20 protein-coding genes are annotated in these 24,135 nt (G+C 69.4%); 15 read left to right on the plus strand and 5 right to left on the minus strand.

What is annotated here, in order from left to right; genetic code table 11:
* Window positions 1–75: 75 nt before the first annotated feature.
* Together ACF1B9_RS23460 and ACF1B9_RS23465 are read right to left on the minus strand one after the other, a co-directional pair.
* Complete coding sequence (locus ACF1B9_RS23460; RefSeq protein ID WP_391738687.1) at window positions 76–1,296, minus strand: MFS transporter; 1,221 nt, start codon at window positions 1,294–1,296, stop codon at window positions 76–78.
* Between the two features lie 227 nt (window positions 1,297–1,523).
* Window positions 1,524–2,360 carry a C40 family peptidase gene (locus ACF1B9_RS23465; protein ID WP_391738689.1) on the minus strand — a complete coding sequence of 279 codons (837 nt, stop codon included), beginning with the start codon at window positions 2,358–2,360 and terminating at the stop codon, window positions 1,524–1,526.
* A 758-nt stretch (window positions 2,361–3,118) separates the two neighbouring features.
* Here ACF1B9_RS23465 and ACF1B9_RS23470 point away from each other — a divergent pair.
* The 15 genes from ACF1B9_RS23470 (at window position 3,119) to recQ (ending at window position 21,420) form a co-directional block, all read left to right on the plus strand.
* Window positions 3,119–3,478: an NADH-quinone oxidoreductase subunit A gene (locus ACF1B9_RS23470; RefSeq protein WP_003992243.1), complete on the plus strand. Its 360-nt coding sequence runs from the start codon at window positions 3,119–3,121 to the stop codon at window positions 3,476–3,478.
* 18 nt (window positions 3,479–3,496) lie between these two features.
* Window positions 3,497–4,051 (plus strand): NADH-quinone oxidoreductase subunit B family protein, encoded by a 555-nt coding sequence (locus ACF1B9_RS23475; RefSeq protein ID WP_030975705.1) that lies wholly within the window; start codon window positions 3,497–3,499, stop codon window positions 4,049–4,051.
* Window positions 4,048–4,773 (plus strand): NADH-quinone oxidoreductase subunit C, encoded by a 726-nt coding sequence (locus tag ACF1B9_RS23480; RefSeq protein WP_391738691.1) that lies wholly within the window; start codon window positions 4,048–4,050, stop codon window positions 4,771–4,773. Before ACF1B9_RS23475 ends, ACF1B9_RS23480 begins: the two co-directional genes overlap by 4 nt.
* Window positions 4,773–6,131 carry an NADH-quinone oxidoreductase subunit D gene (locus ACF1B9_RS23485; protein ID WP_391738693.1) on the plus strand — a complete coding sequence of 453 codons (1,359 nt, stop codon included), beginning with the start codon at window positions 4,773–4,775 and terminating at the stop codon, window positions 6,129–6,131. The genes ACF1B9_RS23480 and ACF1B9_RS23485 overlap by 1 nt, the downstream gene beginning before the upstream one ends.
* Before the next feature lie 29 nt (window positions 6,132–6,160).
* Entirely contained in the window at window positions 6,161–6,982 is an 822-nt protein-coding gene (nuoE, locus tag ACF1B9_RS23490; protein WP_391739311.1) for an NADH-quinone oxidoreductase subunit NuoE, read from the plus strand.
* Complete coding sequence (gene nuoF, locus ACF1B9_RS23495; protein ID WP_391738695.1) at window positions 6,979–8,358, plus strand: NADH-quinone oxidoreductase subunit NuoF; 1,380 nt, start codon at window positions 6,979–6,981, stop codon at window positions 8,356–8,358. The genes nuoE and nuoF overlap by 4 nt, the downstream gene beginning before the upstream one ends.
* Window positions 8,355–10,862 carry an NADH-quinone oxidoreductase subunit G gene (locus ACF1B9_RS23500; RefSeq protein WP_391738697.1) on the plus strand — a complete coding sequence of 836 codons (2,508 nt, stop codon included), beginning with the start codon at window positions 8,355–8,357 and terminating at the stop codon, window positions 10,860–10,862. Before nuoF ends, ACF1B9_RS23500 begins: the two co-directional genes overlap by 4 nt.
* The gene (nuoH, locus tag ACF1B9_RS23505; protein WP_391738699.1) at window positions 10,859–12,259 is read left to right on the plus strand and encodes an NADH-quinone oxidoreductase subunit NuoH; all 1,401 of its coding nucleotides are present in this window, start codon (window positions 10,859–10,861) and stop codon (window positions 12,257–12,259) included. The genes ACF1B9_RS23500 and nuoH overlap by 4 nt, the downstream gene beginning before the upstream one ends.
* Window positions 12,252–12,881 carry an NADH-quinone oxidoreductase subunit NuoI gene (nuoI, locus tag ACF1B9_RS23510; RefSeq protein WP_391738701.1) on the plus strand — a complete coding sequence of 210 codons (630 nt, stop codon included), beginning with the start codon at window positions 12,252–12,254 and terminating at the stop codon, window positions 12,879–12,881. The genes nuoH and nuoI overlap by 8 nt, the downstream gene beginning before the upstream one ends.
* On the plus strand, window positions 12,878–13,705 hold the full coding sequence (locus tag ACF1B9_RS23515) for an NADH-quinone oxidoreductase subunit J (protein ID WP_391738703.1): 828 nt from the start codon (window positions 12,878–12,880) through the stop codon (window positions 13,703–13,705). The genes nuoI and ACF1B9_RS23515 overlap by 4 nt, the downstream gene beginning before the upstream one ends.
* Window positions 13,702–14,001 (plus strand): NADH-quinone oxidoreductase subunit NuoK, encoded by a 300-nt coding sequence (gene nuoK / locus ACF1B9_RS23520; protein ID WP_093543641.1) that lies wholly within the window; start codon window positions 13,702–13,704, stop codon window positions 13,999–14,001. Before ACF1B9_RS23515 ends, nuoK begins: the two co-directional genes overlap by 4 nt.
* 14 nt (window positions 14,002–14,015) lie before the next feature.
* The gene (gene nuoL, locus ACF1B9_RS23525) at window positions 14,016–15,911 is read left to right on the plus strand and encodes an NADH-quinone oxidoreductase subunit L (RefSeq protein ID WP_391738706.1); all 1,896 of its coding nucleotides are present in this window, start codon (window positions 14,016–14,018) and stop codon (window positions 15,909–15,911) included.
* Window positions 15,912–15,916: 5 nt separating this feature from the next.
* A complete protein-coding gene (locus ACF1B9_RS23530) occupies window positions 15,917–17,515 on the plus strand; it encodes an NADH-quinone oxidoreductase subunit M (RefSeq protein WP_391738708.1) in 1,599 nt (532 codons plus the stop codon).
* Window positions 17,512–19,176 (plus strand): NADH-quinone oxidoreductase subunit NuoN, encoded by a 1,665-nt coding sequence (nuoN, locus tag ACF1B9_RS23535; RefSeq protein WP_391738710.1) that lies wholly within the window; start codon window positions 17,512–17,514, stop codon window positions 19,174–19,176. Before ACF1B9_RS23530 ends, nuoN begins: the two co-directional genes overlap by 4 nt.
* 153 nt (window positions 19,177–19,329) lie before the next feature.
* Window positions 19,330–21,420 (plus strand): DNA helicase RecQ, encoded by a 2,091-nt coding sequence (recQ, locus tag ACF1B9_RS23540; protein WP_391738712.1) that lies wholly within the window; start codon window positions 19,330–19,332, stop codon window positions 21,418–21,420.
* A 25-nt stretch (window positions 21,421–21,445) separates the two neighbouring features.
* Here recQ and ACF1B9_RS23545 read toward each other — a convergent pair whose 3' ends face one another.
* From ACF1B9_RS23545 to fahA, 3 genes are all read right to left on the minus strand, one after another.
* Window positions 21,446–22,054 (minus strand): Uma2 family endonuclease, encoded by a 609-nt coding sequence (locus ACF1B9_RS23545; RefSeq protein ID WP_391738714.1) that lies wholly within the window; start codon window positions 22,052–22,054, stop codon window positions 21,446–21,448.
* Window positions 22,055–22,209: 155 nt separating this feature from the next.
* A complete protein-coding gene (locus ACF1B9_RS23550) occupies window positions 22,210–22,887 on the minus strand; it encodes a GPP34 family phosphoprotein (RefSeq protein WP_391738716.1) in 678 nt (225 codons plus the stop codon).
* The gene (gene fahA, locus ACF1B9_RS23555) at window positions 22,884–24,113 is read right to left on the minus strand and encodes a fumarylacetoacetase (protein WP_391738718.1); all 1,230 of its coding nucleotides are present in this window, start codon (window positions 24,111–24,113) and stop codon (window positions 22,884–22,886) included. Before fahA ends, ACF1B9_RS23550 begins: the two co-directional genes overlap by 4 nt.
* Between the last annotated feature and the right edge of the window lie 22 nt (window positions 24,114–24,135).

Consider the following 24,135-nt stretch of genomic DNA (forward strand, 5'->3'; position numbering starts at 1 on the left):
GACGAGGGTGTGGCGGGACGTGGGACGGCGACCACTTCGTTGGGGGGCGGTCGCCGACGACGAGGACGGGGTGGCTCACCCTCGCCGGGTGCCGAGGCGTCCGGAGCGCGTCCCGGTCAGGGCCACCACGATTACCCCGGCAGCCGCGACCACCCCGCCGAGCCGCATGACCGCCGACACGGACAGGTGGTCGAGGACCGCTCCGCCCGTCAGGGCGCCGATGGCGAAGGTCGCCTGGAAGGAGGCGGTGAACAGGACCGACGCCGCCTCCGGTGTGCCGGGTGCCGCCCTGGCGAACCACGCCTGTGAGCAGACCGGCACCGCGCCGTAGGCCATCCCCCAGACGACCAGCAGCGCGACGGCGCCCGTCTGCCACCTGCCCAGGGCGGGCAGCAAGGTGGTCGCGGCGGCGATCGACCCAGCGGCGAGCGCGGTCGCGGTGAGCGGCCGTCGCGCCACGAGTGAGCCGCCGAGGAAGTTCCCGACGATTCCGGCGGCGCCGTAGACCAGCAGGAACACCGTGATCACGGCAGGGCCCGCATGAGTGACCTGTTCGAGGAACGGAGTGACATAGGTGTAGGTCGCGAAGTGCGACAGAACGATGAGAAAGGTGATGAGCAGGGCGAACCGGGTGCCGCTTCGGCCGAGCACGGTACGGAGCAGGCTCCCGCGGGTGACCCGGGTCGGGGGCAGGGGCGGAAGCACCAGCAGCATCAGGGCCAGTACGCCCGCGGTCAGCGCGCCCATGACCACGAACGCCGTCCGCCAGCCGGCCAGTCCTCCGATGAACGTGCCCGCGGGGACGCCGAGCACGGAGCCCAGCGGGACCGCCGAGAAGATCACCGCGGTCGCCCGGCCGACCGAATCGGGGCGGACCAGCCGCTCGGCCAGCCCCGCCCCGACCGACCAGAAGCCGCCGATGGTGATTCCCACCAGCACCCGGGCGGCCAGGAGGAGCCGGTAGTCCGTGGCGGCGGCGGTGAGGAAATCGGCCAGGGCCAGCAGGAGCATGAACCCGCCGAGCATCACGCGCCGGTCCACGCGCGCCGTCGCCACGGTGACCGCGGGGGCGGAGACGGCGGCGAGGGCTCCGGGCAGGGTCAGCAGCAGGCCCGCGACCCCGTCCGACACGGCGAAGTCGGAGCCGATCGACGTCAGCAGGCCGATGGGCAGGATCTCCGTGGTGACGATCGAGAAGATGCCCAGCATGACCGAGACGACGGCGAGCCGGCCGCGTAACGGGGTGCGGGGCGCCGAGGCGGTTCGTCCGGAGGGAGTGGTGGCCGCGGTGGTCATGGCGGTGCCGTCCTGTGCTCGGTGACGCGAGGGCTGTTCGCCCCAGTTCACAAGCACCGGTGGGCGGTGTCCGGCAGGTTCGCGACGTCAACGGCGCCCGCCCGGGGTGATGTCGTGTTTCCGCCGGAACGGCGAAGGGCCGGCGCTCCCGAGCGGGGGAGCGACGGCCCTTCGCCGCGCGCCTGAGCGGCGCTTGTGAATCCGAGAACTCGGTGGAACCGGCGGACTCAGAGAACGCGGACCGCGCCCGACGGCGGGTCGTAGGACAGCGGGCGCTGCACCACACCGGTGCTGGAGTTCTGCGCACCGACGAACTCGCCGCCGCCCACGTACACCCCGACGTGGTACGCGCTGCCCGCGCCGCCCCAGTACAGGATGTCGCCCGGCTGGAGGTTGCTCAGGGAGACCTGGGTGCCCGCGGTGGACTGGGCCTGCGAGACGCGCGGCAGGTCGACACCCACCGAACGGAACGCGGCCTGGACGAGACCGGAGCAGTCCCACGAGTTGGGTCCGGTGCCGCCGGACACGTACGCGTCGCCGACCTGGGCCTTCACGAAGGCGAGGACGGACGCGGCGGAGCCGGTGGCGCTCGACGAGGAGGAGGAAGCGGTCGAGGCCACGGCGGTGCCGGCGGTGGAGCCGGAGGTCGCGCTGAGCGTCGTGCGGACGGCGGTGCGGGAAGCGCGCTGGGCGGCGGCCTCCGCCTTGGCCTTGGCGGCGGCCTCCGCCTTCTTCTTGGCCTCTGCCTTGCGGACCGCCTCGGCCTTGGCCTTCTTGGCGGCCTTGGCTGCGGTGGTGGCGGCGGCGTCCTCCTGGGCCTGCGTCTGCAGGTCCTGGGCGACCTGCTGCGTGGCCTGGGCGGACGCGGCGACGGCGGTGGAGAGCCCGGCGGTGATGGTGGGCATCTCGATGGTCTGGGTCACCGGCTCGGCCTGGGCCGGACCGGCAGCGCCTGCCACCGCGATGGTGCTGAGGACGCCACCGGCAACTCCGGCCCGCAGCGCCGTCTTCGGCGCGTTTCGGCGGGGCTTCCGGTGGCTGGGTATGTGAGCGGTGTGGGACATGTGTACTAGCGCTATCAGGGCCCCGGGGCTCCCTTCAAGAAACGTGTGTTGCGACACAGTTACGTCCGGAATCTGTGAATCCGCTTCCTGGCGGCCCTTATTGACGCCGTAACGGGCAAACCGGGCATGCTTGATCAGTGCTGTGATCACGGGCTTTCGGCAATACGCCCGAATTGCCCGCCGCTTACCATCCGTTCATACCGATGGCCAAGCCCGCTTTTATCGGCGCCTGATTGAAGTGACGCAGGTCACAGGGTGACCGTGGCGTGAGGAGCATGTGCGCGCTCCTCGTCTGAAGGGCCGTCGAATTTCGGCCGCGGCCATTCATCCGGAAGATCGTGAATGGGTGCACACGTCCACTTCGCTCCCGGGGACCCCTCGCCCGAGTGAGGCCAGAGTGGGGCAGATCCCCTTATCACTCCCAGGCCGTCCATTGCCAATTTGCATCCGCGGGTATCTGATTGTTAGTGCAACACCATGTTGACCAGCACTAACAGCATCAGATGTCACGTCTCGTGACCGCTCGGCCGCTTTACGTACGAAGATCACCGCTCAGGTGGCTTCGTGAGCCTTCGCCGGGTGGTGGAGATCACAAACTCGTTGTCGTACCCCGTGTCGCAGATCACAGGATGGCGGGCATAGGATGCGGGGCAGTCGGGCTTGTGAACTGCCTCACATGTGCACGATCTTGGTGGGGTGGCGAGCCGAATCGCCCGATGCGGTCCAACGGTCAAGGACGACTGGAAGGAGCGAGGAGCGTGAATGCCTACGCGCCCATCCTCGTGCTCGGCGCCCTCGGGGCAGGGTTTGCGATCTTCTCCGTGGTCATGGCCACGCTTATCGGCCCGAAGCGGTACAACCGAGCAAAGCTCGAAGCGTACGAGTGCGGTATCGAACCCACCCCCACTCCAGCCGGAGGCGGCCGCTTCCCCATCAAGTACTACCTGACGGCGATGCTCTTCATCGTCTTCGACATCGAGATCGTCTTCCTCTATCCCTGGGCGGTCACCTTCGACGCCCTGGGGATCTTCGGGCTCGTGGAGATGCTGCTCTTCGTGCTCACCGTCTTCGTCGCCTACGCGTATGTGTGGCGTCGCGGCGGCCTGGAATGGGACTGAGGGGCTGAGGGGCACACCATGGGACTCGAAGAGAAGCTGCCCAGCGGCTTCGTGCTGACCACTGTCGAGCAGGCCGCCGGCTGGGTGCGGAAGTCGTCCGTCTTCCCCGCCACCTTCGGCCTCGCCTGCTGCGCCATCGAGATGATGACCACCGGGGCCGGGCGCTACGACCTGGCCCGTTTCGGGATGGAGGTCTTCCGCGGATCGCCGCGGCAGGCGGATCTGATGATCGTGGCAGGACGGGTCAGCCAGAAGATGGCGCCCGTCCTGCGGCAGGTCTATGACCAGATGCCCAACCCCAAGTGGGTGATCTCCATGGGGGTTTGCGCATCATCGGGCGGGATGTTCAACAATTACGCCATTGTTCAAGGTGTTGATCATATTGTCCCTGTTGACATCTATTTGCCGGGCTGCCCGCCGCGGCCCGAGATGCTGATGGATGCGATCCTCAAGCTCCACCAGAAGATCCAGAGCTCCAAGCTCGGGGTCAACGCGGAGGAGGCCGCCCGCGAGGCGGAGGACGCGGCCCTCAAGGCACTGCCCCTGATCGAGATGAAGGGGCTGCTGCGGTGAGCGAGAACCGTCATCACGACGAGCAGAGCAACAACGGTGTGCCCGCACCGCGTGACGAGACCGGCGAGGTCATCGGCGTACGCAAGGGCATGTTCGGCGCCGACAACGGCGGCGACACCTCCGGCTACGGCGGCCTCGTCCGCACGGTGACCCTGCCGGGCGCCACGTCCCGTCCGTACGGCGGCTGGTTCGACGAGGTCGCGGACGAGCTCGAAGGGGCCCTGGAGGAACAGGACCTGCTTCCCGCCAACGCCATCGAGAAGACCGTCGTCGACCGCGGCGAACTCACCTTCCACATCGCCCGCGAGCACCTGGTCCGGGTCGCCCGCACCCTGCGCGACGACCCGGCGCTGCGCTTCGAGCTCTGTACCGGGGTGATCGGTGTCCACTTCCTCGGCGACAAGGGCCGCGAGCTGCACGCCGTCTACCACCTGCGCTCGATCACGCACGGCCGGCTGATCCGCCTGGAGGTGTCGGCCCCGGACAGCGATCCGCACATCCCGTCGCTCGTCGAGGTCTACCCGACCAACGACTGGCACGAGCGCGAGGCCTACGACTTCTTCGGGCTCGTCTTCGACGGGCATCCCGCCCTCACCCGGATCATGATGCCGGACGACTGGCAGGGCTTCCCGCAGCGCAAGGACTATCCGCTCGGCGGCATCGCCGTCGAGTACAAGGGCGCCCAGATCCCGGCTCCGGACCAGCGGAGGTCGTACTCCTGATGTCTACTTCCCATGCCCACCCCTCACCGGGTCCTTCCGGGACGCCCCTCTCGGATGCCCGCGACACGACCGAGGGGACCGTATACACCGTCACCGGCGGCGACTGGGACGAGGTCGTCGAGTCCGCGGCCAAGTCCGACGACGAGCGCATCATCGTCAACATGGGCCCCCAGCACCCGTCCACGCACGGGGTGCTGCGGCTGATCCTGGAGATCGACGGCGAGACCGTCACCGAGGCCCGCTGCGGCATCGGCTATCTCCACACCGGCATCGAGAAGAACCTCGAATTCCGGAACTGGACCCAGGGCACCACCTTCGTGACGCGCATGGACTACCTGACGCCGTTCTTCAACGAGGCGGGGTACTGCCTGGGCGTCGAGAAGCTGCTCGGCATCGAGGACCAGATCCCGGACCGGGCCACCGTCCTGCGCGTGCTCCTGATGGAGCTCAACCGGATCTCCTCGCACCTGGTGTGCATCGCCACCGGCGGCATGGAGCTCGGCGCCACCACGATCATGATCTACGGCTTCCGTGATCGTGAACTCGTCCTCGACCTCTTCGAGCTGATCACCGGGCTGCGGATGAACCACGCGTTCATCCGGCCCGGCGGACTCGCCCAGGACCTGCCGCCCGGCGCGGTCGACCAGCTCCGCGAGTTCGTGAAGACCATGAAGAAGAACCTGCCGGAGTACGACAAGCTCGCCACCGGCAATCCGATCTTCAAGGCCCGTATGCAGGACGTCGGCTATCTCGACCTGACCGGCTGCATGGCACTCGGCGCCACCGGCCCGATCCTGCGCTCCGCCGGGCTCCCGCACGATCTGCGCAAGACGGACCCCTACTGCGGATACGAGGACTACGAGTTCGACGTCCCCACCGCCGACAGCTGCGACGCCTACGGCCGCTTCCTCATCCGGCTGGAGGAGATGCGCCAGTCGCTGCGGATCATCGAGCAGTGCATCGACCGGCTCGCCCCCGGACCGGTGATGGTCGCCGACAAGAAGATCGCCTGGCCCGCGCAGCTCGCGCTCGGACCGGACGGGCTCGGCAACTCGCTCGACCACATCAAGAAGATCATGGGCACCTCCATGGAGGCCCTGATCCACCACTTCAAGCTGGTGACCGAGGGATTCCGCGTCCCGCCCGGACAGGTCTACACCGCGGTCGAATCGCCCAAGGGCGAGCTGGGCGTCCATGTCGTCTCGGACGGCGGCACCCGCCCCTACCGGGTCCACTTCCGCGACCCGTCCTTCACCAATCTGCAGGCCATGGCGGCGATGTGCGAGGGCGGCCAGGTCGCCGACGTCATCGTCGCCGTCGCGTCCATCGACCCCGTGATGGGAGGCGTCGACCGGTGACCGAAGCACGTCAGGAAGTCAGTCTGGGGATGCCGCAGCTCCCCGCCCCCGCCTACCCGGCCGAGGTGCGCGCCAGGCTCGAAGCGGACGCGAAGGAGGTGATCGCCCGCTACCCCGGCAGCCGCTCCGCCCTGCTGCCGCTGCTGCACCTGGTGCAGGCCGAGGAGGGCTTCGTCTCCCGTACGGGCATGGCGTTCTGCGCCGAGCAGCTCGGCCTCACCACCGCCGAGGTCACCGCGGTCGCCACCTTCTACACGATGTACCGGCGCAAGCCGAGCGGCGAGTACCAGGTCGGTGTCTGCACCAACACCCTGTGCGCGGTGATGGGCGGCGACGCCATCTTCGACCGGCTCAAGGAGCACCTCGGCGTCGGCAACGAGGAGACAACCGAGGACGGCAAGGTCACCCTCGAACACATCGAGTGCAACGCGGCCTGCGATTTCGCTCCCGTGGTGATGGTCAACTGGGAGTTCTTCGACAATCAGACCCCCGAGAGCGCGACGCGGCTGGTCGACGACCTCATCGCCGGGCGCACCGTCGAACCCACCCGCGGCGCCCCCCTGTGCTCGTACAAGGAGACGTCCCGGATCCTGGCCGGCTTCCCCGACGAGCGCCCCGGCGCCGTCGAGGCGTCCGGCGGCGCGGGCCCCGCCTCACTGATCGGCCTCCGCCTCGCCAGAGGAGAGGAACCGCACCCGAGGGTCGTCGCCCCGCGGGGCGAGAGCCCGAGCGGCGACCAGCCCCACGATCCGTCGCCGTCCGAGCACCTCAGCTCGCATGACGCACCGCAGCAGACATCGGCCTCTGACCCGGAGCACCCGTCCGGCCCGACAGGCGAGGAGGGAGAGTGATGACGTTGGCGACCGAAATCAACGACAACGGGAACGGCAGTGGGGACAGCCCCGAGAAGCTGCTCGCCCCCGTCCTCTCCGCCTTCTGGGACGAACCGGAATCCTGGACCCTGGAGACCTACCGGCGCCACGAGGGATACGAGGGGCTGCGCAAGGCCCTCGCCATGTCGCCGGACGACCTCATCGCGTACGTCAAGGACTCCGGTCTGCGCGGCCGCGGCGGCGCCGGCTTCCCCACCGGGATGAAGTGGCAGTTCATCCCGCAGGGCGACGGCAAACCGCACTACCTGGTCGTCAACGCCGACGAGTCGGAGCCCGGGACCTGCAAGGACATCCCGCTCCTCTTCGCCAACCCGCACTCCCTCATCGAGGGCATCGTGATCGCCTGCTACGCGATCCGTTCCTCGCACGCCTTCATCTATCTGCGCGGTGAAGTCGTCCCCGTGCTGCGGCGGGTGCACGAGGCCGTGCGCGAGGCGTACGAGGCGGGCTTCCTCGGGACGAACATCCTGGGCTCGGGGCTCGACCTGGAACTCACCGTGCACGCGGGCGCGGGCGCGTACATCTGTGGTGAGGAGACCGCACTCCTCGACTCGCTCGAAGGGCGACGCGGCCAGCCCCGGCTGCGGCCGCCCTTCCCCGCGGTCGCCGGTCTGTACGCCTGCCCCACTGTGGTGAACAACGTCGAATCCATCGCCTCGGTTCCCGCGATCCTGAACCGGGGCAAGGACTGGTTCAAGTCGATGGGCAGCGAGAAGTCCCCGGGCTTCACGCTGTATTCGCTCAGCGGGCACGTCGCGAGCCCCGGCCAGTACGAGGCCCCGCTCGGCATCACGCTGCGCCAGCTGCTCGACATGAGCGGTGGCATGCGCCCCGGCCACCGGCTGAAGTTCTGGACCCCGGGCGGCTCCTCGACCCCGATGTTCACCGACGAGCACCTCGACGTGCCGCTCGACTACGAGGGCGTCGGCGCCGCCGGTTCCATGCTCGGCACCAAGGCGCTCCAGTGCTTCGACGAGACGACCTGCGTCGTGCGGGCGGTCACCCGCTGGACCGAGTTCTACGCCCACGAGTCCTGCGGCAAGTGCACGCCGTGCCGCGAGGGCACGTACTGGCTGGTCCAGTTGCTCCGCGACATCGAGGCCGGCAAAGGACAGACGGCCGACCTCGACAAGCTGAACGACATCGCCGACAACATCAACGGCAAGTCCTTCTGCGCCCTCGGTGACGGCGCCGCCTCGCCGATCTTCTCCTCGCTGAAGTACTTCCGCGAGGAGTACGAGCAGCACATCACGGGCCGGGGCTGCCCCTTCGATCCCGCCAGGTCGACTGCCTGGGCCGACGACAAGAACGCTCACCAGGGGGTGAACGCATGACAGTCACCACGAGTGCGCCCTCCGGGGGCGGCGAGGCGGTCGTTCCGCCCGAGGACCTCGTCACGCTGACGATCGACGGCATCGAGATCAGCGTGCCCAAGGGCACCCTGGTCATCCGGGCCGCCGAACTCCTCGGCATCGAGATCCCGCGCTTCTGCGACCACCCGCTCCTCGACCCGGTCGGCGCCTGCCGCCAGTGCATCGTCGAGGTCGAGGGCCAGCGCAAGCCGATGGCGTCCTGCACCATCACCTGCACCGACGGCATGGTGGTGCGGTCGCAGCTGACCTCGCCGGTCGCCGAGAAGGCGCAGAAGGGTGTGATGGAGCTGCTGCTCATCAACCACCCGCTGGACTGCCCGGTCTGCGACAAGGGCGGCGAGTGCCCGCTGCAGAACCAGGCGATGTCGCACGGCGACGCCGACTCCCGCTTCGACGGGAAGAAGCGGACGTACGAGAAGCCCGTCCCGATCTCCACCCAGGTGTTGCTGGACCGCGAGCGGTGCGTGCTCTGCGCGCGCTGCACCCGCTTCTCCAACCAGGTGGCGGGCGACCCGATGATCGAGCTGATCGAGCGCGGCGCCCTCCAGCAGGTGGGTACGGGCGAGGGCGACCCGTTCGAGTCGTACTTCTCCGGGAACACCATCCAGATCTGCCCGGTCGGGGCGCTGACCTCGGCGGCGTACCGGTTCCGGTCCCGGCCCTTCGACCTGGTGTCGTCGCCGTCGGTGTGCGAGCACTGCGCGGGCGGCTGCGCCACCCGTACCGACCACCGGCGCGGCAAGGTCATGCGTCGCCTCGCCGCCAACGACCCCGAGGTCAACGAGGAGTGGGTCTGCGACAAGGGCCGCTTCGGCTTCCGCTACGCGCAGCAACGGGACCGGCTCACCACCCCGCTGGTACGCAACGCGGACGGTGTCCTGGAACCGGCGAGCTGGCCCGAGGCGCTGGCCGCCGCGGCGGCCGGGCTGACCGCCGCACGCGGCAGGACGGGTGTCCTCACCGGCGGCCGGCTGACCGTCGAGGACGCTTACGCGTACAGCAAGTTCGCCCGGGTCGCCCTCGACACGAACGACGTCGACTTCCGGGCGCGGGCGCACAGCAGCGAGGAGGCCGACTTCCTGGCCGCCCGCGTCGCCGGGCGTGGCCGGGACCTGGACGGCTCGGGTGTCACGTACACCTCGCTGGAGAAGGCCCCGACGGTGCTGCTGGTCGGGTTCGAGTCGGAGGAGGAGGCACCCGGCGTCTTCCTGCGGCTGCGCAAGGCGAACCGCAAGCACGGACAGCGCACGTTCGCCGTCGCCTCGCACGCCACCCGAGGGCTGGAGAAGGCGGGCGGCACGCTGCTCCCCGCCGCCCCCGGTACCGAGACCGAGTGGCTGGACGCGATCGCGGGCGGCGTCGGACTCGACGGCGACGGAGCCGTCGCGGCCGAGGCGCTGCGCGGCGAGGGCGCGGTGATCGTGGTCGGCGAGCGGCTGGCCGCGGTGCCGGGCGGACTGACCGCCGCGGTACGGACCGCCACCGCGACCGGGGCCGCGCTGGTGTGGATGCCGCGGCGGGCCGGCGAGCGCGGCGCGGTGGAGGCGGGCGCGCTCCCGTCGCTGCTGCCCGGCGGCCGGCCGGCGACCGACCCGCGGGCCAGGGACGAGGTGGCGGCCGTCTGGAACGTCGCCGAACTCCCTTCCCGTTTCGGCCGCGACACCGGCCAGATCGTGGAGGCCGCTGCCACCGGAGAACTGGGCGCGCTGCTCGTCGCCGGGGTCGAGCCCGTGGACCTGCCGAACCCGGCACGGGCCCTGGAGGCCCTGGACCAGGTCGGATTCCTGGTCTCGCTGGAGCTGCGGCCCAGCGAGGTGACCGAGCGGGCCGATGTGGTCCTCCCGGTCGCCGCGGTGGCCGAGAAGCCCGGCACCTTCCTCAACTGGGAGGGCAGGGCGCGGATGTTCGAGGCCGCGCTGAAGCCCGAGCAGATGACGCGGACGCTCGCGCCGACCGATGCCCGGGTGCTGCACATGCTGGCCGAGGCCATGGACACCCATTTCGCGCTGCCGGACCTGAAGTCCGTACGCCGTGAGCTGGACCGGCTCGGCGGCTGGGCCGGCGCGCACGCCACCGACCCGAACGAGTCGGCGCGACCGCTGCCCAGGCCCGGCGACGGGGAGGCGATCCTCGCGGGCCACCGGATGCTGCTCGACCTGGGCCGGCTCCAGGAGGGCGACGAAGCGCTGGCCGGCACCCGGCACGCCTCGGTCGCCAGGCTCTCCGCCGTCACCGCGGCCGAGACGGGCGTGAAGGACGGCGATCTGCTGGCCGTCACCGGCCCGGCCGGCAGCGTCGAACTCCCGTTGAAGGTCACCGACATGCCGGACCGCGTGGTCTGGGTGCCGCTGAACTCCGTAGGGCGGGGCATCCCGGCCGACACCGGTGCCCGGCCCGGCGGCCTGGTCCGGATCGGCCCCGCCGCACCGGGCACTCCCGACGTCACACCGGAGGTGGGGGCGTGACTGTCTTCGCTCAACTGGCCGCGGCACCGCGCGGTGCCGTACTCGCCGCCGAGGATCTGTCGATGTTCGGCACCGACCCGTGGTGGCTCGTCGTCATCAAGGCGGTGTTCTGCTTCGCGTTCCTGATGGTGACCGTGCTCTTCTCCATCGTGTGGGAGCGCAAGGTCGTCGCCTGGATGCAGCTGCGCATCGGCCCCAACCGGCACGGCCCCTGGGGCATGCTCCAGTCGCTCGCCGACGGCATCAAGCTGATGCTGAAGGAAGACGTCGTCGTCAAACGGGCCGACAAGGTCGTGTACGTGCTGGCGCCGATCGTCGCCGCCATCCCGGCGTTCATGGCGATCGCCGTGATCCCGTTCGGCCCGTCCGACGAGGTCTCGATCTTCGGGCACCGTACGGCGATGCAGCTCACGGACCTGCCGATCGCGATGCTCTACATCCTCGCGGTCGCCTCGGTCGGGATCTACGGAATCGTGCTGGCGGGCTGGTCGTCCGGATCGACGTACCCGCTCCTCGGCGGCCTGCGCTCCTGCGCCCAGATGATCAGTTACGAGATCGCGATGGGCGCCGCGTTCGCCTCGGTCTTCCTCTACTCCGGGTCGATGTCGACCTCGAAGATCGTGGAGGCGCAGCAGGACCGCTGGTTCATCCTGCTGCTGCCGGTCTCCTTCATCATCTACATCGTCACGATGGTCGGTGAGACCAACCGGGCCCCGTTCGACATGCCGGAGTCCGAGGGCGACCTGGTCGGCGGCTTCAACACCGAGTACTCGTCGATCAAGTTCGCGATGTTCATGCTCGCCGAGTACGTCAACATGGTCACCGTCTCCGCGGTCTCCACGACCCTGTTCCTGGGCGGCTGGCGGGCCCCGTGGCCGGTCAGCACCTTCTGGGAGGGCGCGAACCACGGCTGGTGGCCGATGCTCTGGTTCGTCCTCAAGGTCCAGCTGCTGCTGTTCTTCTTCATCTGGCTGCGCGGCACGCTGCCCCGGGTCCGTTACGACCAGCTGATGAAGCTCGGCTGGAAGGTCCTGATCCCGGTCTCGCTGCTCTGGCTGATGCTGGTCGCGACGGTGCGGGCGCTGCGCAACGAGGGGTACGACTTCTCGAAGATCGTGCTGTACGTGGCCGGGGCCGTGATCGCGATCCTGCTGATCTCCTTCGTCGCCGACATGTTCCGCGACAAGAAGGGCCGGGCCGCGGAGGCGGAGGCCGGACCGGAGCCGGGGTTCGACCCGATGGCGGGCGGATTCCCGGTGCCGCCGCTGCCCGGACAGACCCTGCCGCCGGTGCCGCGCCGCAGGCCGCGGGGCGAGCGGGAGCTCGTTGTCAGTGGCGGGTCGGATACTCAGAGTGACGGAAATTCGAGTGACGGGAAGGAGGCTGACGGTGTCTGAGTCATCAGAGCCCTCGGGCGAGAAGTTCCAGAACCCTGTCGCCGGCTTCGGCGTGACCTTCAAGGCCATGTTCAAGAAGCGGTTGACCGAGCAGTATCCGGAAACGCAGAAGGTGACGGCGCCGCGCTTCCACGGCCGGCATCAGCTCAACCGCCACCCGGACGGTCTGGAGAAGTGCGTCGGCTGTGAGCTGTGCGCCTGGGCCTGTCCGGCGGACGCGATCTACGTGGAGGGCGCGGACAACACGGACGAGGAGCGCTACTCCCCGGGTGAGCGCTACGGCCGCGTCTACCAGATCAACTACGCGCGCTGCATTCTCTGCGGTCTGTGCATCGAGGCGTGCCCGACCCGGGCGCTGACGATGACCAATGAGTTCGAGCTCGCCAACACCACCCGCGAGAGCCTCATCTACACCAAGGACGAGCTGCTCGCGGGCCTGGAGGAGGGCATGGTCGACACCCCGCACGCGATCTACCCGGGGATGGACGAGCAGGACTACTACCGGGGTCTCGTCACCGAGGCCGCACCCGGTACGGAGCGTCAGGCCGCGGTCTCCAAGGGCGAGAAGCCGGCGGACGGCTCCGACGAGAACAGCGGCTCCGCGCGGGAGGTGGACGCATGACCGGCCTGGCCGCGGCGGCCTCCCAGACCTCGACCGGCGAGGCCGTCCAGTTCTGGGTGCTGGGCATCGTCGCCGTGCTCGGCGCGCTGTCCACCGTACTGATGAAAAAAGCCGTGCACAGCGCGCTGAGCCTCGCCGGGACCATGATCGTCCTGGCGGTGTTCTACCTCGCCAACGGCGCCTACTTCCTGGGCGTCGTCCAGATCGTCGTCTACACCGGCGCGATCATGATGCTGTTCCTCTTCGTGGTCATGCTCGTCGGTGTCACGGCGGCCGATTCGCTGAAGGAGACCCTCAAGGGTCAGCGCTGGCTGGCCGCGGGCTGCGGGATCGGCTTCGGTGTCCTGCTCATCGCGGGCATCGGCAACGCCTCTTTGAACAGCTTCAACGGGCTCGGCACCGCCAACGCCGAGCACGGCGGGAACATCGAGGGGCTGGCCAGCCTCATCTTCACCAAGTACGTCTTCGCCTTCGAGATCACCGGCGCCCTGCTGATCACGGCCACGGTCGGCGCGATGGTGCTCACCCACCGGGAGCGCACCGAACGGGCCAAGACCCAGCGGGAGATGTCCGAGGCGCGCGTACGCGGCAAGCAGCTGCCGCCCCTGCCCGCCCCCGGTGTCTACGCCCGGCACAACGCCGTGGACATCCCGGGTCTGCTCCCGGACGGCACACCGTCCGGGCTCACCGTCATGCAGACACTGCGCAGCCGCGGGCAGATCCGCGACGTGTCGAAGGAGTCGCTGGACCAGCTCAAGGCGCTGGAGCAGCGCTCGGAGAAGCGGCTCGGCCGTGACAACGAAGACGAGGGGGTCGCCAAGTGAATCCGGTCAACTACCTCTATCTCGCTGCTCTGTTGTTCACCATCGGTGCGGCCGGGGTGCTGATCAGGCGGAACGCGATCGTGGTGTTCATGTGCGTGGAGCTGATGCTCAACGCCTGCAACCTCGCGTTCGTCACCTTTTCCCGGATGCACGGCAATCTCGACGGCCAGATCATCGCGTTCTTCACGATGGTTGTCGCCGCCGCCGAGGTCGTGGTCGGGCTCGCGATCATCGTGTCGGTGTTCCGTTCCCGCCACTCGGCCTCGGTCGACGACGCCAGCCTGATGAAGCTGTAAGGGGACGTTGAATCGTGGAGAACCTGATTGCGCTGCTCATCGCGGCGCCTCTGCTCGGAGCTGCGGTCCTGCTCTGCGGCGGCCGAAGGCTGGACCGCGCCGGACACTGGGTGGGCACCCTGCTCGCCGGGGTGTCGTTCGTCATCGGTGTCGTGCTCTTCTTCGACATGCTGGGGAAGGGCGCGGAGGACCGGGCGCTGCACCAGAAGCTGTTCAGCTGGATCCCGGTCGAGCGCTTCCAGGCCGATGTGGCCTTCCAGCTCGACCAGTTGTCGATGACGTTCGTGCTGCTGATCACCGGTGTGGGCACACTGATCCACATCTACTCGATCGGCTACATGGCGCACGACGAACGCCGGCGCCGCTTCTTCGGCTATCTGAACCTGTTCCTCGCGGCGATGCTGATCCTGGTCGTCGCCGACAACTACCTGCTGCTGTACGTCGGGTGGGAGGGCGTCGGTCTGGCGTCGTACCTGCTCATCGGCTTCTGGCAGCACAAGCCCAGCGCGGCCACGGCCGCCAAGAAGGCGTTCCTGGTCAACCGGGTCGGCGACATGGGCCTGTCGATCGCGATCATGGTGATGTTCACCACCTTCGGCACGTTCGCCTTCGGCCCCGTCCTGGGGGCGACCGGCCAGACGAGCGAGGGCAAGCTGACGGCGATCGGCCTGCTGCTGCTGCTCGCGGCCTGCGGCAAGTCGGCCCAGGTGCCGCTGCAGTCCTGGCTCGGTGACGCCATGGAGGGCCCGACCCCGGTCTCCGCCCTCATCCACGCCGCGACCATGGTGACGGCGGGCGTCTACCTCATCGTCCGCTCCGGCGCGATCTTCAACGCCGCGCCGGACGCACAGCTGGCCGTGGTGGTCGTCGGTGCGGTCACGCTGCTCTTCGGTGCGATCGTCGGTTGCGCGAAGGACGACATCAAGAAGGCCCTCGCCGGGTCGACGATGTCGCAGATCGGGTACATGATCCTGGCCGCCGGGCTCGGCCCGATCGGCTACGTCTTCGCGATCATGCACCTGGTGACGCACGGCTTCTTCAAGGCCGGGCTCTTCCTCGGCGCCGGTTCGGTCATGCACGGCATGAACGACGAGGTCGACATGCGGAAGTTCGGCGGCCTGCGGAAGTACATGCCGGTCACCTTCGTCACCTTCGGCCTCGGCTATCTGGCGATCATCGGCTTCCCCGGTCTGTCCGGTTTCTTCTCGAAGGACAAGATCATCGAGGCGGCCTTCGCCAAGGGCGGCACCGAGGGCTGGATCCTCGGCTCGGTGGCCCTGCTGGGCGCCGCGATCACCGCGTTCTACATGACGCGCGTGATGCTGCTGACGTTCTTCGGAGAGAAGCGCTGGCAGCCGGACGAGCAGGGGAACGAACCGCATCCGCACGAGTCCCCGAAGTCGATGACCATCCCCATGATCATCCTCGCGTTCGGTTCCGTCTTCGCCGGAGGCCTCTTCTCCATCGGCGACCGCTTCCTGAACTGGCTGGAGCCGGTCACCGGGCACAGTCACGGGCACGCCCCGGTCAGCGCCACGACCGTCACGGCGGCCACGATGGCGGTGCTCGTCGTCGGTGTCGCCATCGCCTGGGCGATGTACGGACGCAAGCCGGTCCCGGTCGTCGCCCCGCGCGGCTCGCTGCTCACCCGGGCGGCCCGTCGCGATCTCCTCCAGGACGACTTCAACCACGTGGTCCTGGTCCGCGGCGGCGAGCACCTCACCCGCTCCCTGGTGTATGTCGACCACACCCTGGTCGACGGCGTCGTCAACGGCACGGCCGCCTCGATGGGCGGGCTCTCCGGCCGGCTGCGCAAGCTGCAGAACGGCTACGCCCGCTCCTACGCGGTCTCGATGTTCGGCGGTACGGCGGTCCTCATCGCCGCGACCCTGCTGATGAGGGCGGTCTGATCACCATGTCCTTTCCCCTCCTGACGGCGACGGCGGCCCTCCCGGCGATCGGTGCGATCGCCACCGCCGCCGTCCCCGCCGCCCGGCGCACCACGGCCAAATGGCTGGCGCTGCTGTTCTCGCTGGCCACGCTCGTGCTGGCGGGCATCGCGCTCGCCAGGTTCGAGCCCGGTGGCGCCCGCTACCAGCTCACCGAATCGCATGCCTGGATCAAGGACTTCGGCGTCCGGTACGAACTGGGCGTGGACGGCATCGGGGTGGCGCTCATGGCGCTCACCGCGCTGCTGCTGCCCTTCATCATTCTGGCGGGCTGGCACGACGCCGATCCTCTGGAGAATCGGAGTCGGCGCTGGCGGCCCACGCAGGGCTTCTTCGCGCTGATGCTGATGACTGAAGCGATGGTGATCCTCTCCTTCGAGGCCACCGATGTCTTCCTCTTCTACATCCTCTTCGAAGCCATGCTCATCCCGATGTACTTCCTCATCGGCGGCTTCGGGGACCGAGCCACCTCTTCTCGATCTGCCGCTGCCGCGGCGGGCGGCAGTGACGAGAACGCGGCGGCGCAACGCACCTACGCCGCCGTCAAGTTCCTCCTCTACAACCTGGCCGGCGGGCTCATCATGCTGGCCGCCGTGATCGGGCTGTACGTGGTCGCGGGGACGTTCTCGCTCTCCGAGATCGCCGAGGCACGGGCCAACGGCTCGCTCTCCATGGCGACCGGTACGGAACGGTGGCTCTTCCTCGGGTTCTTCTTCGCCTTCGCGGTGAAGGCCCCGCTGTGGCCGCTGCACACCTGGCTGCCCAACGCCATGGGCGAGGCGACCAGTCCGGTCGCCGTCCTGATCACCGCGGTCGTCGACAAGGTCGGCACCTTCGCGATGCTCCGCTTCTGCCTCCAGCTCTTCCCGGAGGCCAGCAAGTGGGCGACGCCGGTGATCGTCGTCCTGGCGCTGATCAGCATCGTGTACGGGGCGCTGCTCGCCGTCGGCCAGCGCGACATCAAGCGGCTGATCGCCTACGCGTCGATCTCGCACTTCGGCTTCATCATCCTCGGCATCTTCGCGATGACGAGCCAGGGCCAGTCGGGCGCCACGCTCTACATGGTCAACCACGGGATCTCGACGGCCGCGCTGATGCTGGTGGCGGGCTTCCTGATCACCCGGCGCGGTTCGCGGCTCATCGCCGACTACGGCGGGGTGCAGAAGGTGGCGCCCGTCCTGGCCGGCACCTTCCTGATCGGTGGTCTGGCCACCCTGTCGCTGCCCGGACTCGCCCCGTTCGTCAGTGAGTTCCTGGTCCTGGTCGGCACGTTCAGCGCGTACCCGGCGGCCGGCATCGTCGCCACGACCGGCATCGTGCTCGCCGCGCTGTACGTCCTCGTCCTCTACCAGCGGACGATGACGGGCCCGGTGAAGGCCGAGGTCCAGGGCATGACGGATCTCAAGGTCCGGGAGCTGGTGGTGGTTCTCCCGCTGATCGCGCTGCTGCTCTTCCTGGGTGTCTATCCGAAGCCGCTGACGGAGATCGTGAATCCGGCGGTGCAGCACACCATGTCGGACGTCCAGAAGAAGGACCCCCAGCCTGAGGTGGAGGCCGCCAAGTGAGCGCAACAGCTGTCCACAGCCTGTGGACGACGGCGGGCGGGGTGACATCGGCCGCCCCGGCCGAGAAATTCAAGGCACCGGTCATCGAGTACGCCCAACTGACCCCGGTGCTCATCGTGATCGGTGTCGCCGTCGTCGGCGTGCTCGTCGAGGCCTTCGTGCCGCGCCGGTCCCGCTACTACACGCAGGTCTTCCTGACGGTCGTCGCCCTCGCCGCCGCGTTCGCCGCGGTGGTCGGCCTGGCGGCCGGGGGGTACGGCACGACGAAGGCGCACATCGCCGCGATGGGCGCCCTCGCGATCGACGGCCCGACGCTGTTCCTGCAGGGCACCATCCTGCTGACCTCGCTGGTCGCCGTCTTCACCTTCGCCGAGCGGCGGCTCGACCCCGCCGCGCACGGCAACCGCGTCGACTCCTTCGCCGCACAGGCCGCATCGGTCCCCGGCAGCGACAGCGAGAAGGCCGCGGTCAAGGCCGGCTTCACCACCACCGAGGTCTTCCCGCTGGTCCTCTTCTCCGTGGCCGGCATGCTGGTCTTCCCTGCGGCCAACGACCTGCTGACCCTCTTCGTGGCCCTGGAGGTCTTCTCCCTCCCGCTCTACCTCCTGTGCGCCGTCGCCCGCCGCAAGCGGCTGATGTCGCAGGAGGCCGCGGTGAAGTACTTCCTGCTCGGTGCCTTCTCGTCGGCGTTCCTGCTCTTCGGGATCGCCCTGCTGTACGGCTACGCGGGCTCCGTCTCGTACGCCACCATCGCGCACGTGGTCGACGGCTCCGTCACACAGATCGACCCGGCGCTCGCCGACACCATGGGCAATGACGCGCTGCTCCTGATCGGCGGCGCGATGATCCTGACCGGTCTGCTCTTCAAGGTCGGCGCCGTCCCGTTCCACATGTGGACCCCGGACGTCTACCAGGGAGCCCCGACCCCGGTGACCGGCTTCATGGCCGCGGCCACCAAGGTCGCGGCGTTCGGCGCGCTGCTGCGACTGCTGTACGTGGTGCTGCCGGGCCTCGCCTGGGACTGGCGCCCGGTCATGTGGGCCGTCGCGATCGTCACGATGCTGGGCGGTGCGATCGTCGCCATCACGCAGACCGACATCAAGCGGCTGCTCGCCTACTCCTCGATCGCCCACGCCGGCTTCATTCTCACCGGTGTCATCGCGACCACCCCGGACGGCATCTCGTCGGTCCTCTTCTACCTGGGCGCGTACTCCTTCGTGACGGTCGGCGCGTTCGCCGTCGTCACCCTGGTGCGCGACGCGGGCGGCGAGGCGACGCACCTGTCGAAGTGGGCCGGGCTCGGCCGGCGCTCGCCGCTGGTCGCCGCGGTCTTCGCGGTGTTCCTGCTGGCCTTCGCCGGGATCCCGCTCACCTCCGGGTTCTCGGGGAAGTTCGCCGTCTTCAAGGCCGCGGCCGACGGCGGCGCGGGCGGCCTGGTCGTGGTCGGTGTGATCTCCTCGGCGATCGCCGCGTTCTTCTACATCCGCGTCATCGTGCTGATGTTCTTCAGCGAGCCGAAGGCGGACGGCCCGACGGTCGCCGTCCCGTCCCCGCTGACGATGACGACGATCGCGGTCGGTGTCGCGGTCACGCTGGTGCTGGGCCTCGCCCCGCAGTACTTCCTGGACCTGGCCGGCCAGGCGGGAGTGTTCGTGAGGTAGCGCACACGCGCACAGCCGGTGCACCGCCATGACAACGCCGGACGGGCTTGAGAAGTCGAGCCCGTCCGGCGTTGTCGTAGGCGGCGCCTATCGTGGCAGGGGACGGTGGCAGGACGGAACGGGACGGACCCGGGAACTCGGGGGGACAGAGCGATGAGCGTGACGGGCGGGACCATGGACGTGACCGAGAGCGACGCGCGGCGGACGCTGCACCGGGTGTTCGGGTACGAGGCATTCCGGGGCGAGCAGGAAGCGATCGTCGACCATGTGATCGCGGGCGGTGACGCCGTCGTGCTCATGCCGACCGGCGGCGGAAAGTCCCTCTGCTACCAGATCCCGTCCCTGGTCAGAGGCGGTACGGGGATTGTCATCTCGCCCCTGATCGCCCTCATGCAGGACCAGGTGGACGCGTTGCGGGCGCTCGGTGTGCGGGCCGGCTTCATCAACTCCACGCAGGACTTCGACGAGCGCCGCTCGATGGAGGCCCAGTTCGTCGCCGGTGAGCTCGACCTGCTCTACCTGGCCCCTGAGCGGCTCCGCCTGGACTCCACCCTCGGCCTGCTCTCCCGCGGCGAGATCTCCGTCTTCGCCATCGACGAGGCGCACTGTGTGGCCCAGTGGGGCCACGACTTCCGGCCCGACTATCTGGCGCTGTCCGTCCTCGGCGAGCGCTGGCCCGACGTACCGCGCATCGCCCTGACGGCCACCGCGACCAACGCCACGCACCAGGAGATCACCCAGCGTCTGGGCATGCCGGACGCGAAGCACTTCGTCGCCAGCTTCGACCGGCCCAACATCCAGTACCGGATCGTGCCGAAGGCCGATCCGAAGAAGCAGCTGCTCTCCTTCCTCAAGGAGGAGCACTCCGGGGACGCGGGCATCGTCTACTGCCTGTCGCGCAACTCGACGGAGAAGACCGCCGAGTACCTCTGTCGCAACGGCATCGACGCCGTCCCGTACCACGCCGGTCTGGACGCGGCCACGCGCGCCGCCCACCAGTCCCGCTTCCTGCGCGAAGAGGGCCTGGTCGTCGTCGCGACCATCGCGTTCGGCATGGGCATCGACAAGCCGGACGTACGCTTCGTCGCCCATCTGGACCTGCCGAAGTCGGTGGAGGGCTACTACCAGGAGACCGGCCGTGCCGGGCGTGACGGGCTGCCGTCCACGGCCTGGATGGCGTACGGACTCCAGGACGTCGTCCAGCAGCGCAAGCTCATCCAGGGCGGCGAGGGCGACGAGGCGTTCCGCCGCCGAGCCGCCTCCCACCTCGACTCGATGCTGGCCCTGTGCGAGACGGTCCGGTGCCGCCGCGCCCAGCTCCTGACGTACTTCGGCCAGGAGCCCGGCGCGGCGGCCTGCGGCAACTGCGACACCTGCCTCACCCCGCCCGAGTCCTGGGACGGCACGGTGGTCGCGCAGAAGCTGCTGTCGACCGTGGTCCGGCTGAAGCGGGAGCGGGGGCAGAAGTTCGGTGCGGGCCAGATCATCGACATCCTGCTCGGCCGCAAGACGGCGAAGGTCATCCAGTTCGACCACGACCAGCTCTCGGTCTTCGGCATCGGCGAGGAGCTGTCCGAGGCCGAATGGCGCGGAGTGGTACGGCAGTTGCTCGCCCAGGGGCTGATCGCGGTCGAGGGCGAGTACGGCACGCTGGTGCTGACGCAGGAGAGCGGCTCCGTCCTCGGCCGGGAGCGCGAGGTGCTGCTGCGCAAGGAGGCACCGAAGCCCGCGTCGCGCTCCACGAAGGGCGAACGCAAGGCGAAGTCCCAGGCAGCCGCCGCCGAGCTGGCGCCCGAGGCGGTCCCGGTCTTCGAAGCACTGCGGGCCTGGCGCGGCGCGCAGGCGAAGGAGCAGGGCGTCCCGGCGTACGTCATCTTCCACGACGCGACGCTGCGCGAGATCGCCACGGCCCTGCCGGACTCGGTGTCCGCGCTGGGCGGTATCAGCGGCCTGGGCGAGAAGAAACTGGCGACGTACGGGGAGGGGGTGCTGGAGGTGCTCGCGTCGTTCGGGGAGGGCACGGCGGATCCGGAGCCGGGTCCTGCGGTGGTCCCCGCCGCACCGGTCCCGGCGTCGGCGGCCGAGCTGCCGGAGACCGCCGGCGAGGCCACCTCGATCGTGGAGCCGCCCACGGCCTCGCGCCCGGCTGCGCAGGCGCCCGCCCCACGCCCGGCCGCACCCGTGATGGTCCCCGACGCCGATCCGGAGTGGGGCTGGGACGAGGAACCGCCCGAGTACGAGTGAGTGTCGGGGCCGGGCGGCGGCTGAGCTAATGGGTGTCCGCTGCCCGGCGGCGGGGGGTGATGGCGGTGAGATCCAGATCGACCGGGAAGGGGACGGAGACCTTCATCCGGTCATGGAAGATCCCGGTGGAGGTGTAGGCGCCGGTTGCCGGTTCCAGCTCGAAGACGTAGACCACCGCCCGGCCGTCGTGATTCTCGACCCGCCAGAAGTGCGGGATCCGTGCCCGGGCGTACTTCACGGGCTTGGTCTCGCGGTCCCGGGACAGGGAGTCCGGCGAGACGACCTCGATCGCCAGCCGGACTGACCCGGCGGGGAAACGGGTCTGGTTCGGGTCCTGGATGATCTCTCCGTCCACGACGATCACATCGGGCTCGGGCCGGTTGTAGCGGTCGATGTCGATGGTGAACTCACGCACGACCTCCAGGTCGGGCGGCAGCAGCGACTGCAACTGCCACTCGAAGAAGCTGACCGCTCGTGAATGGAACAGGGTCTGCGGACTCACGAAAACAAGGCTCCCGTCGATCAGCTCCGTGTGGGGAGGCAGATTCGGGAGTGTGTCCAGGTCATCGGCGGTCCAGCCGCCCACGGGCGGAACCGCCCACCGCGGCTCGGAGGCCTCGGGTTCGATGCTCATCAGTGCTCCCATGACGCGGAGACTCGCGGGAGATTCCAGCGTATCCGCCGGGAACGGGGTGCGGCTCCCCCAAACGTGTGAACGACCCGCGCACTGCTGACCGTCGGGCGTCCGGCCCCCTGACCAGGTCTTCACTGTCCCCGGCCCCGCCCGGGTCAGTCGTCCCCGCCTCCGCCGCCTCCCGTGCCGCCCCCGCCCTGGTTCGCCTTGTCCTGGCGTACGTTCCGGAGCACCGCATGGGCGGTCCACTCGTCGTGTACCAGATCGCGCATCGTCGAACGGCTTCTCCAGCCGCCCTGTGCCACGGCGCCCGACAGGCCGGTCGCCGAGACCAGCGCGGCCAGGGTGCGGCTGCGCCGGTCCGGGAAGCCGGCCGCCTCGGCGGCCGCGAAGCGTTCTCGGACCGCGGCCGGCAGGGCCGGGTCCGCCGCCGGGTGGCGGTGGTAGGGGAGCAGACCGAGGAGCCGGTGGGTCTCCCTGCGCAGAAGCGCGCGGCCCACCAGATGCTCCAGGCACAGCTCCTCGACGTATCGGCCGGTCCGCCGGATCCACGCCTTCGCGCTGACGCCGCCCGCGAGCCCGCCCCCCTCCGGGGCCGGCAGGCTCCCCAGGACCTGCGCGAGGAGCGGGTCCTGGGGAGCCTGCGGGCTGATCACCCGTACCCGGCCGAGCTGTTCGGCGATCCGGCCGTGAAGCTCCAGCTCCGCGAGGACCGCGCCCGCCACCCCGTACTCCAGGAAACGGTTTCGGCAGTACGGCTTGCCGCGCCGCGGGTCCAGGGCGAGCAGGAGCAGTTCCTCGGGGAGCGTGTGCTCCGGGGGAGCGGGGTTCACGACGCGGGCACGATCCGTCCCGTGACCTCGCCGAGGCCGACCCGGGTGCCGTCCGGGCCCGGCGCCCAGGCCGTCATCGTCACCGTGTCGCCGTCCTCCAGGAACGTCCGCTTGCCGTCCTGGAGGTCCAGCGGGTCGCTGCCGTTCCAGGTCAGCTCCAGGAGGGAGCCGCGCTGTCCGGGCTCGGAGCCGCTGACCGTGCCCGAGCCGTACAGATCACCGGTGCGCAGCGACGCCCCGTTGACCGTCATCTGGGCCAGCATCTGGGCCGCCGTCCAGTACATGGTGGCGAACGGCGGCTCGGCGACCGGCTGTCCGTTGATGGCGACGGAGATCCGCAGGTCGAAGCCGCCGGCCTCCTCCTCGCCCGCGTCCTCCAGATAGGGGAGCAGCGGGAAGTCGCGGGCCGGGGGCGCGATCCGGGCCGCCTCCAGGGCTTCGAGCGGTGTCACCCAGGCCGATACGGACGTGGCGAAGGACTTGCCGAGGAACGGGCCGAGCGGGACGTACTCCCAGGCCTGGATGTCCCGCGCCGACCAGTCGTTGAGCAGGCAGAGCCCGAAGACGTGCTCGCGGAAGTCGCCGAGCGGGACCGGGCGGCCCTGCTCGGAGCCGACTCCGACGACGAAGCCGACCTCGGCCTCGATGTCGAGCTTGACGGACGGGCCGAAGACCGGGGCCGCGTCGGACGGTGCCTTGCGCTGTCCGGAGGGGCGCACCACGTCCGTACCGGAGACGACGACGGTGCCGGACCTGCCGTGGTAGCCGATCGGGAGGTGCTTCCAGTTGGGCGTCAGCGCGTCACCGTTCGGCCGGAAGATCTTTCCGACGTTGGTGGCGTGGTGCTCGCTCGCGTAGAAGTCGACGTAGTCCGCGACCTCGTACGGCAGATGGAGTGTCACGGACTCGACCGGGTGCAGCAGCGGTTCGATGTCCGCGCGGTGTGCCGGGACCGTCACCCACGCGGTCAGGGCCCGCCGGACGTCCCGCCAGGCGGTGCGGCCCGCGGCCAGCAGTGCGGTCAGGTCCGGCTGGGCGAGGAGCTGCGCGTAGGGCGAGCCGAGTGCGTGCGCCGCGGCTCCGGCGTCCAGTACGTGGTTGCCGATGCGGACGCCGACCCGGCGGTCCCCGGGGTGGTCGGGGGTGGAGAACACACCGTAGGGAAGGTTGTGCGGACCGAAGGGGTCGCCCTCGGCCAGATCGAGCGGGCTGCTCTGCTCGGGCATGTGTTGCTGCCTCGCTTTCCAG

This window comes from Streptomyces sp. NPDC014727 (genome assembly GCF_043083485.1).
Classification (GTDB): Bacteria; Actinomycetota; Actinomycetes; order Streptomycetales; family Streptomycetaceae; genus Streptomyces.

What these genes read in the sequence shown, in the direction of transcription:
- ACF1B9_RS23530 (WP_391738708.1), top strand. Translation starts at nt 15,917, where the DNA reads ATGTCCTTTCCCCTCCTGACGGCGACGGCGGCCCTCCCGGCGATCGGT.
- recQ (WP_391738712.1), top strand. Translation starts at nt 19,330, where the DNA reads ATGAGCGTGACGGGCGGGACCATGGACGTGACCGAGAGCGACGCGCGG.
- ACF1B9_RS23485 (WP_391738693.1), top strand. Translation starts at nt 4,773, where the DNA reads ATGTCTACTTCCCATGCCCACCCCTCACCGGGTCCTTCCGGGACGCCC.
- fahA (WP_391738718.1), bottom strand. Translation starts at nt 24,113, where the DNA reads ATGCCCGAGCAGAGCAGCCCGCTCGATCTGGCCGAGGGCGACCCCTTC.
- ACF1B9_RS23515 (WP_391738703.1), top strand. Translation starts at nt 12,878, where the DNA reads ATGACCGGCCTGGCCGCGGCGGCCTCCCAGACCTCGACCGGCGAGGCC.
- ACF1B9_RS23465 (WP_391738689.1), bottom strand. Translation starts at nt 2,360, where the DNA reads ATGTCCCACACCGCTCACATACCCAGCCACCGGAAGCCCCGCCGAAAC.
- nuoE (WP_391739311.1), top strand. Translation starts at nt 6,161, where the DNA reads ATGCCGCAGCTCCCCGCCCCCGCCTACCCGGCCGAGGTGCGCGCCAGG.
- ACF1B9_RS23460 (WP_391738687.1), bottom strand. Translation starts at nt 1,296, where the DNA reads ATGACCACCGCGGCCACCACTCCCTCCGGACGAACCGCCTCGGCGCCC.
- ACF1B9_RS23500 (WP_391738697.1), top strand. Translation starts at nt 8,355, where the DNA reads ATGACAGTCACCACGAGTGCGCCCTCCGGGGGCGGCGAGGCGGTCGTT.
- ACF1B9_RS23475 (WP_030975705.1), top strand. Translation starts at nt 3,497, where the DNA reads ATGGGACTCGAAGAGAAGCTGCCCAGCGGCTTCGTGCTGACCACTGTC.
- ACF1B9_RS23545 (WP_391738714.1), bottom strand. Translation starts at nt 22,054, where the DNA reads ATGAGCATCGAACCCGAGGCCTCCGAGCCGCGGTGGGCGGTTCCGCCC.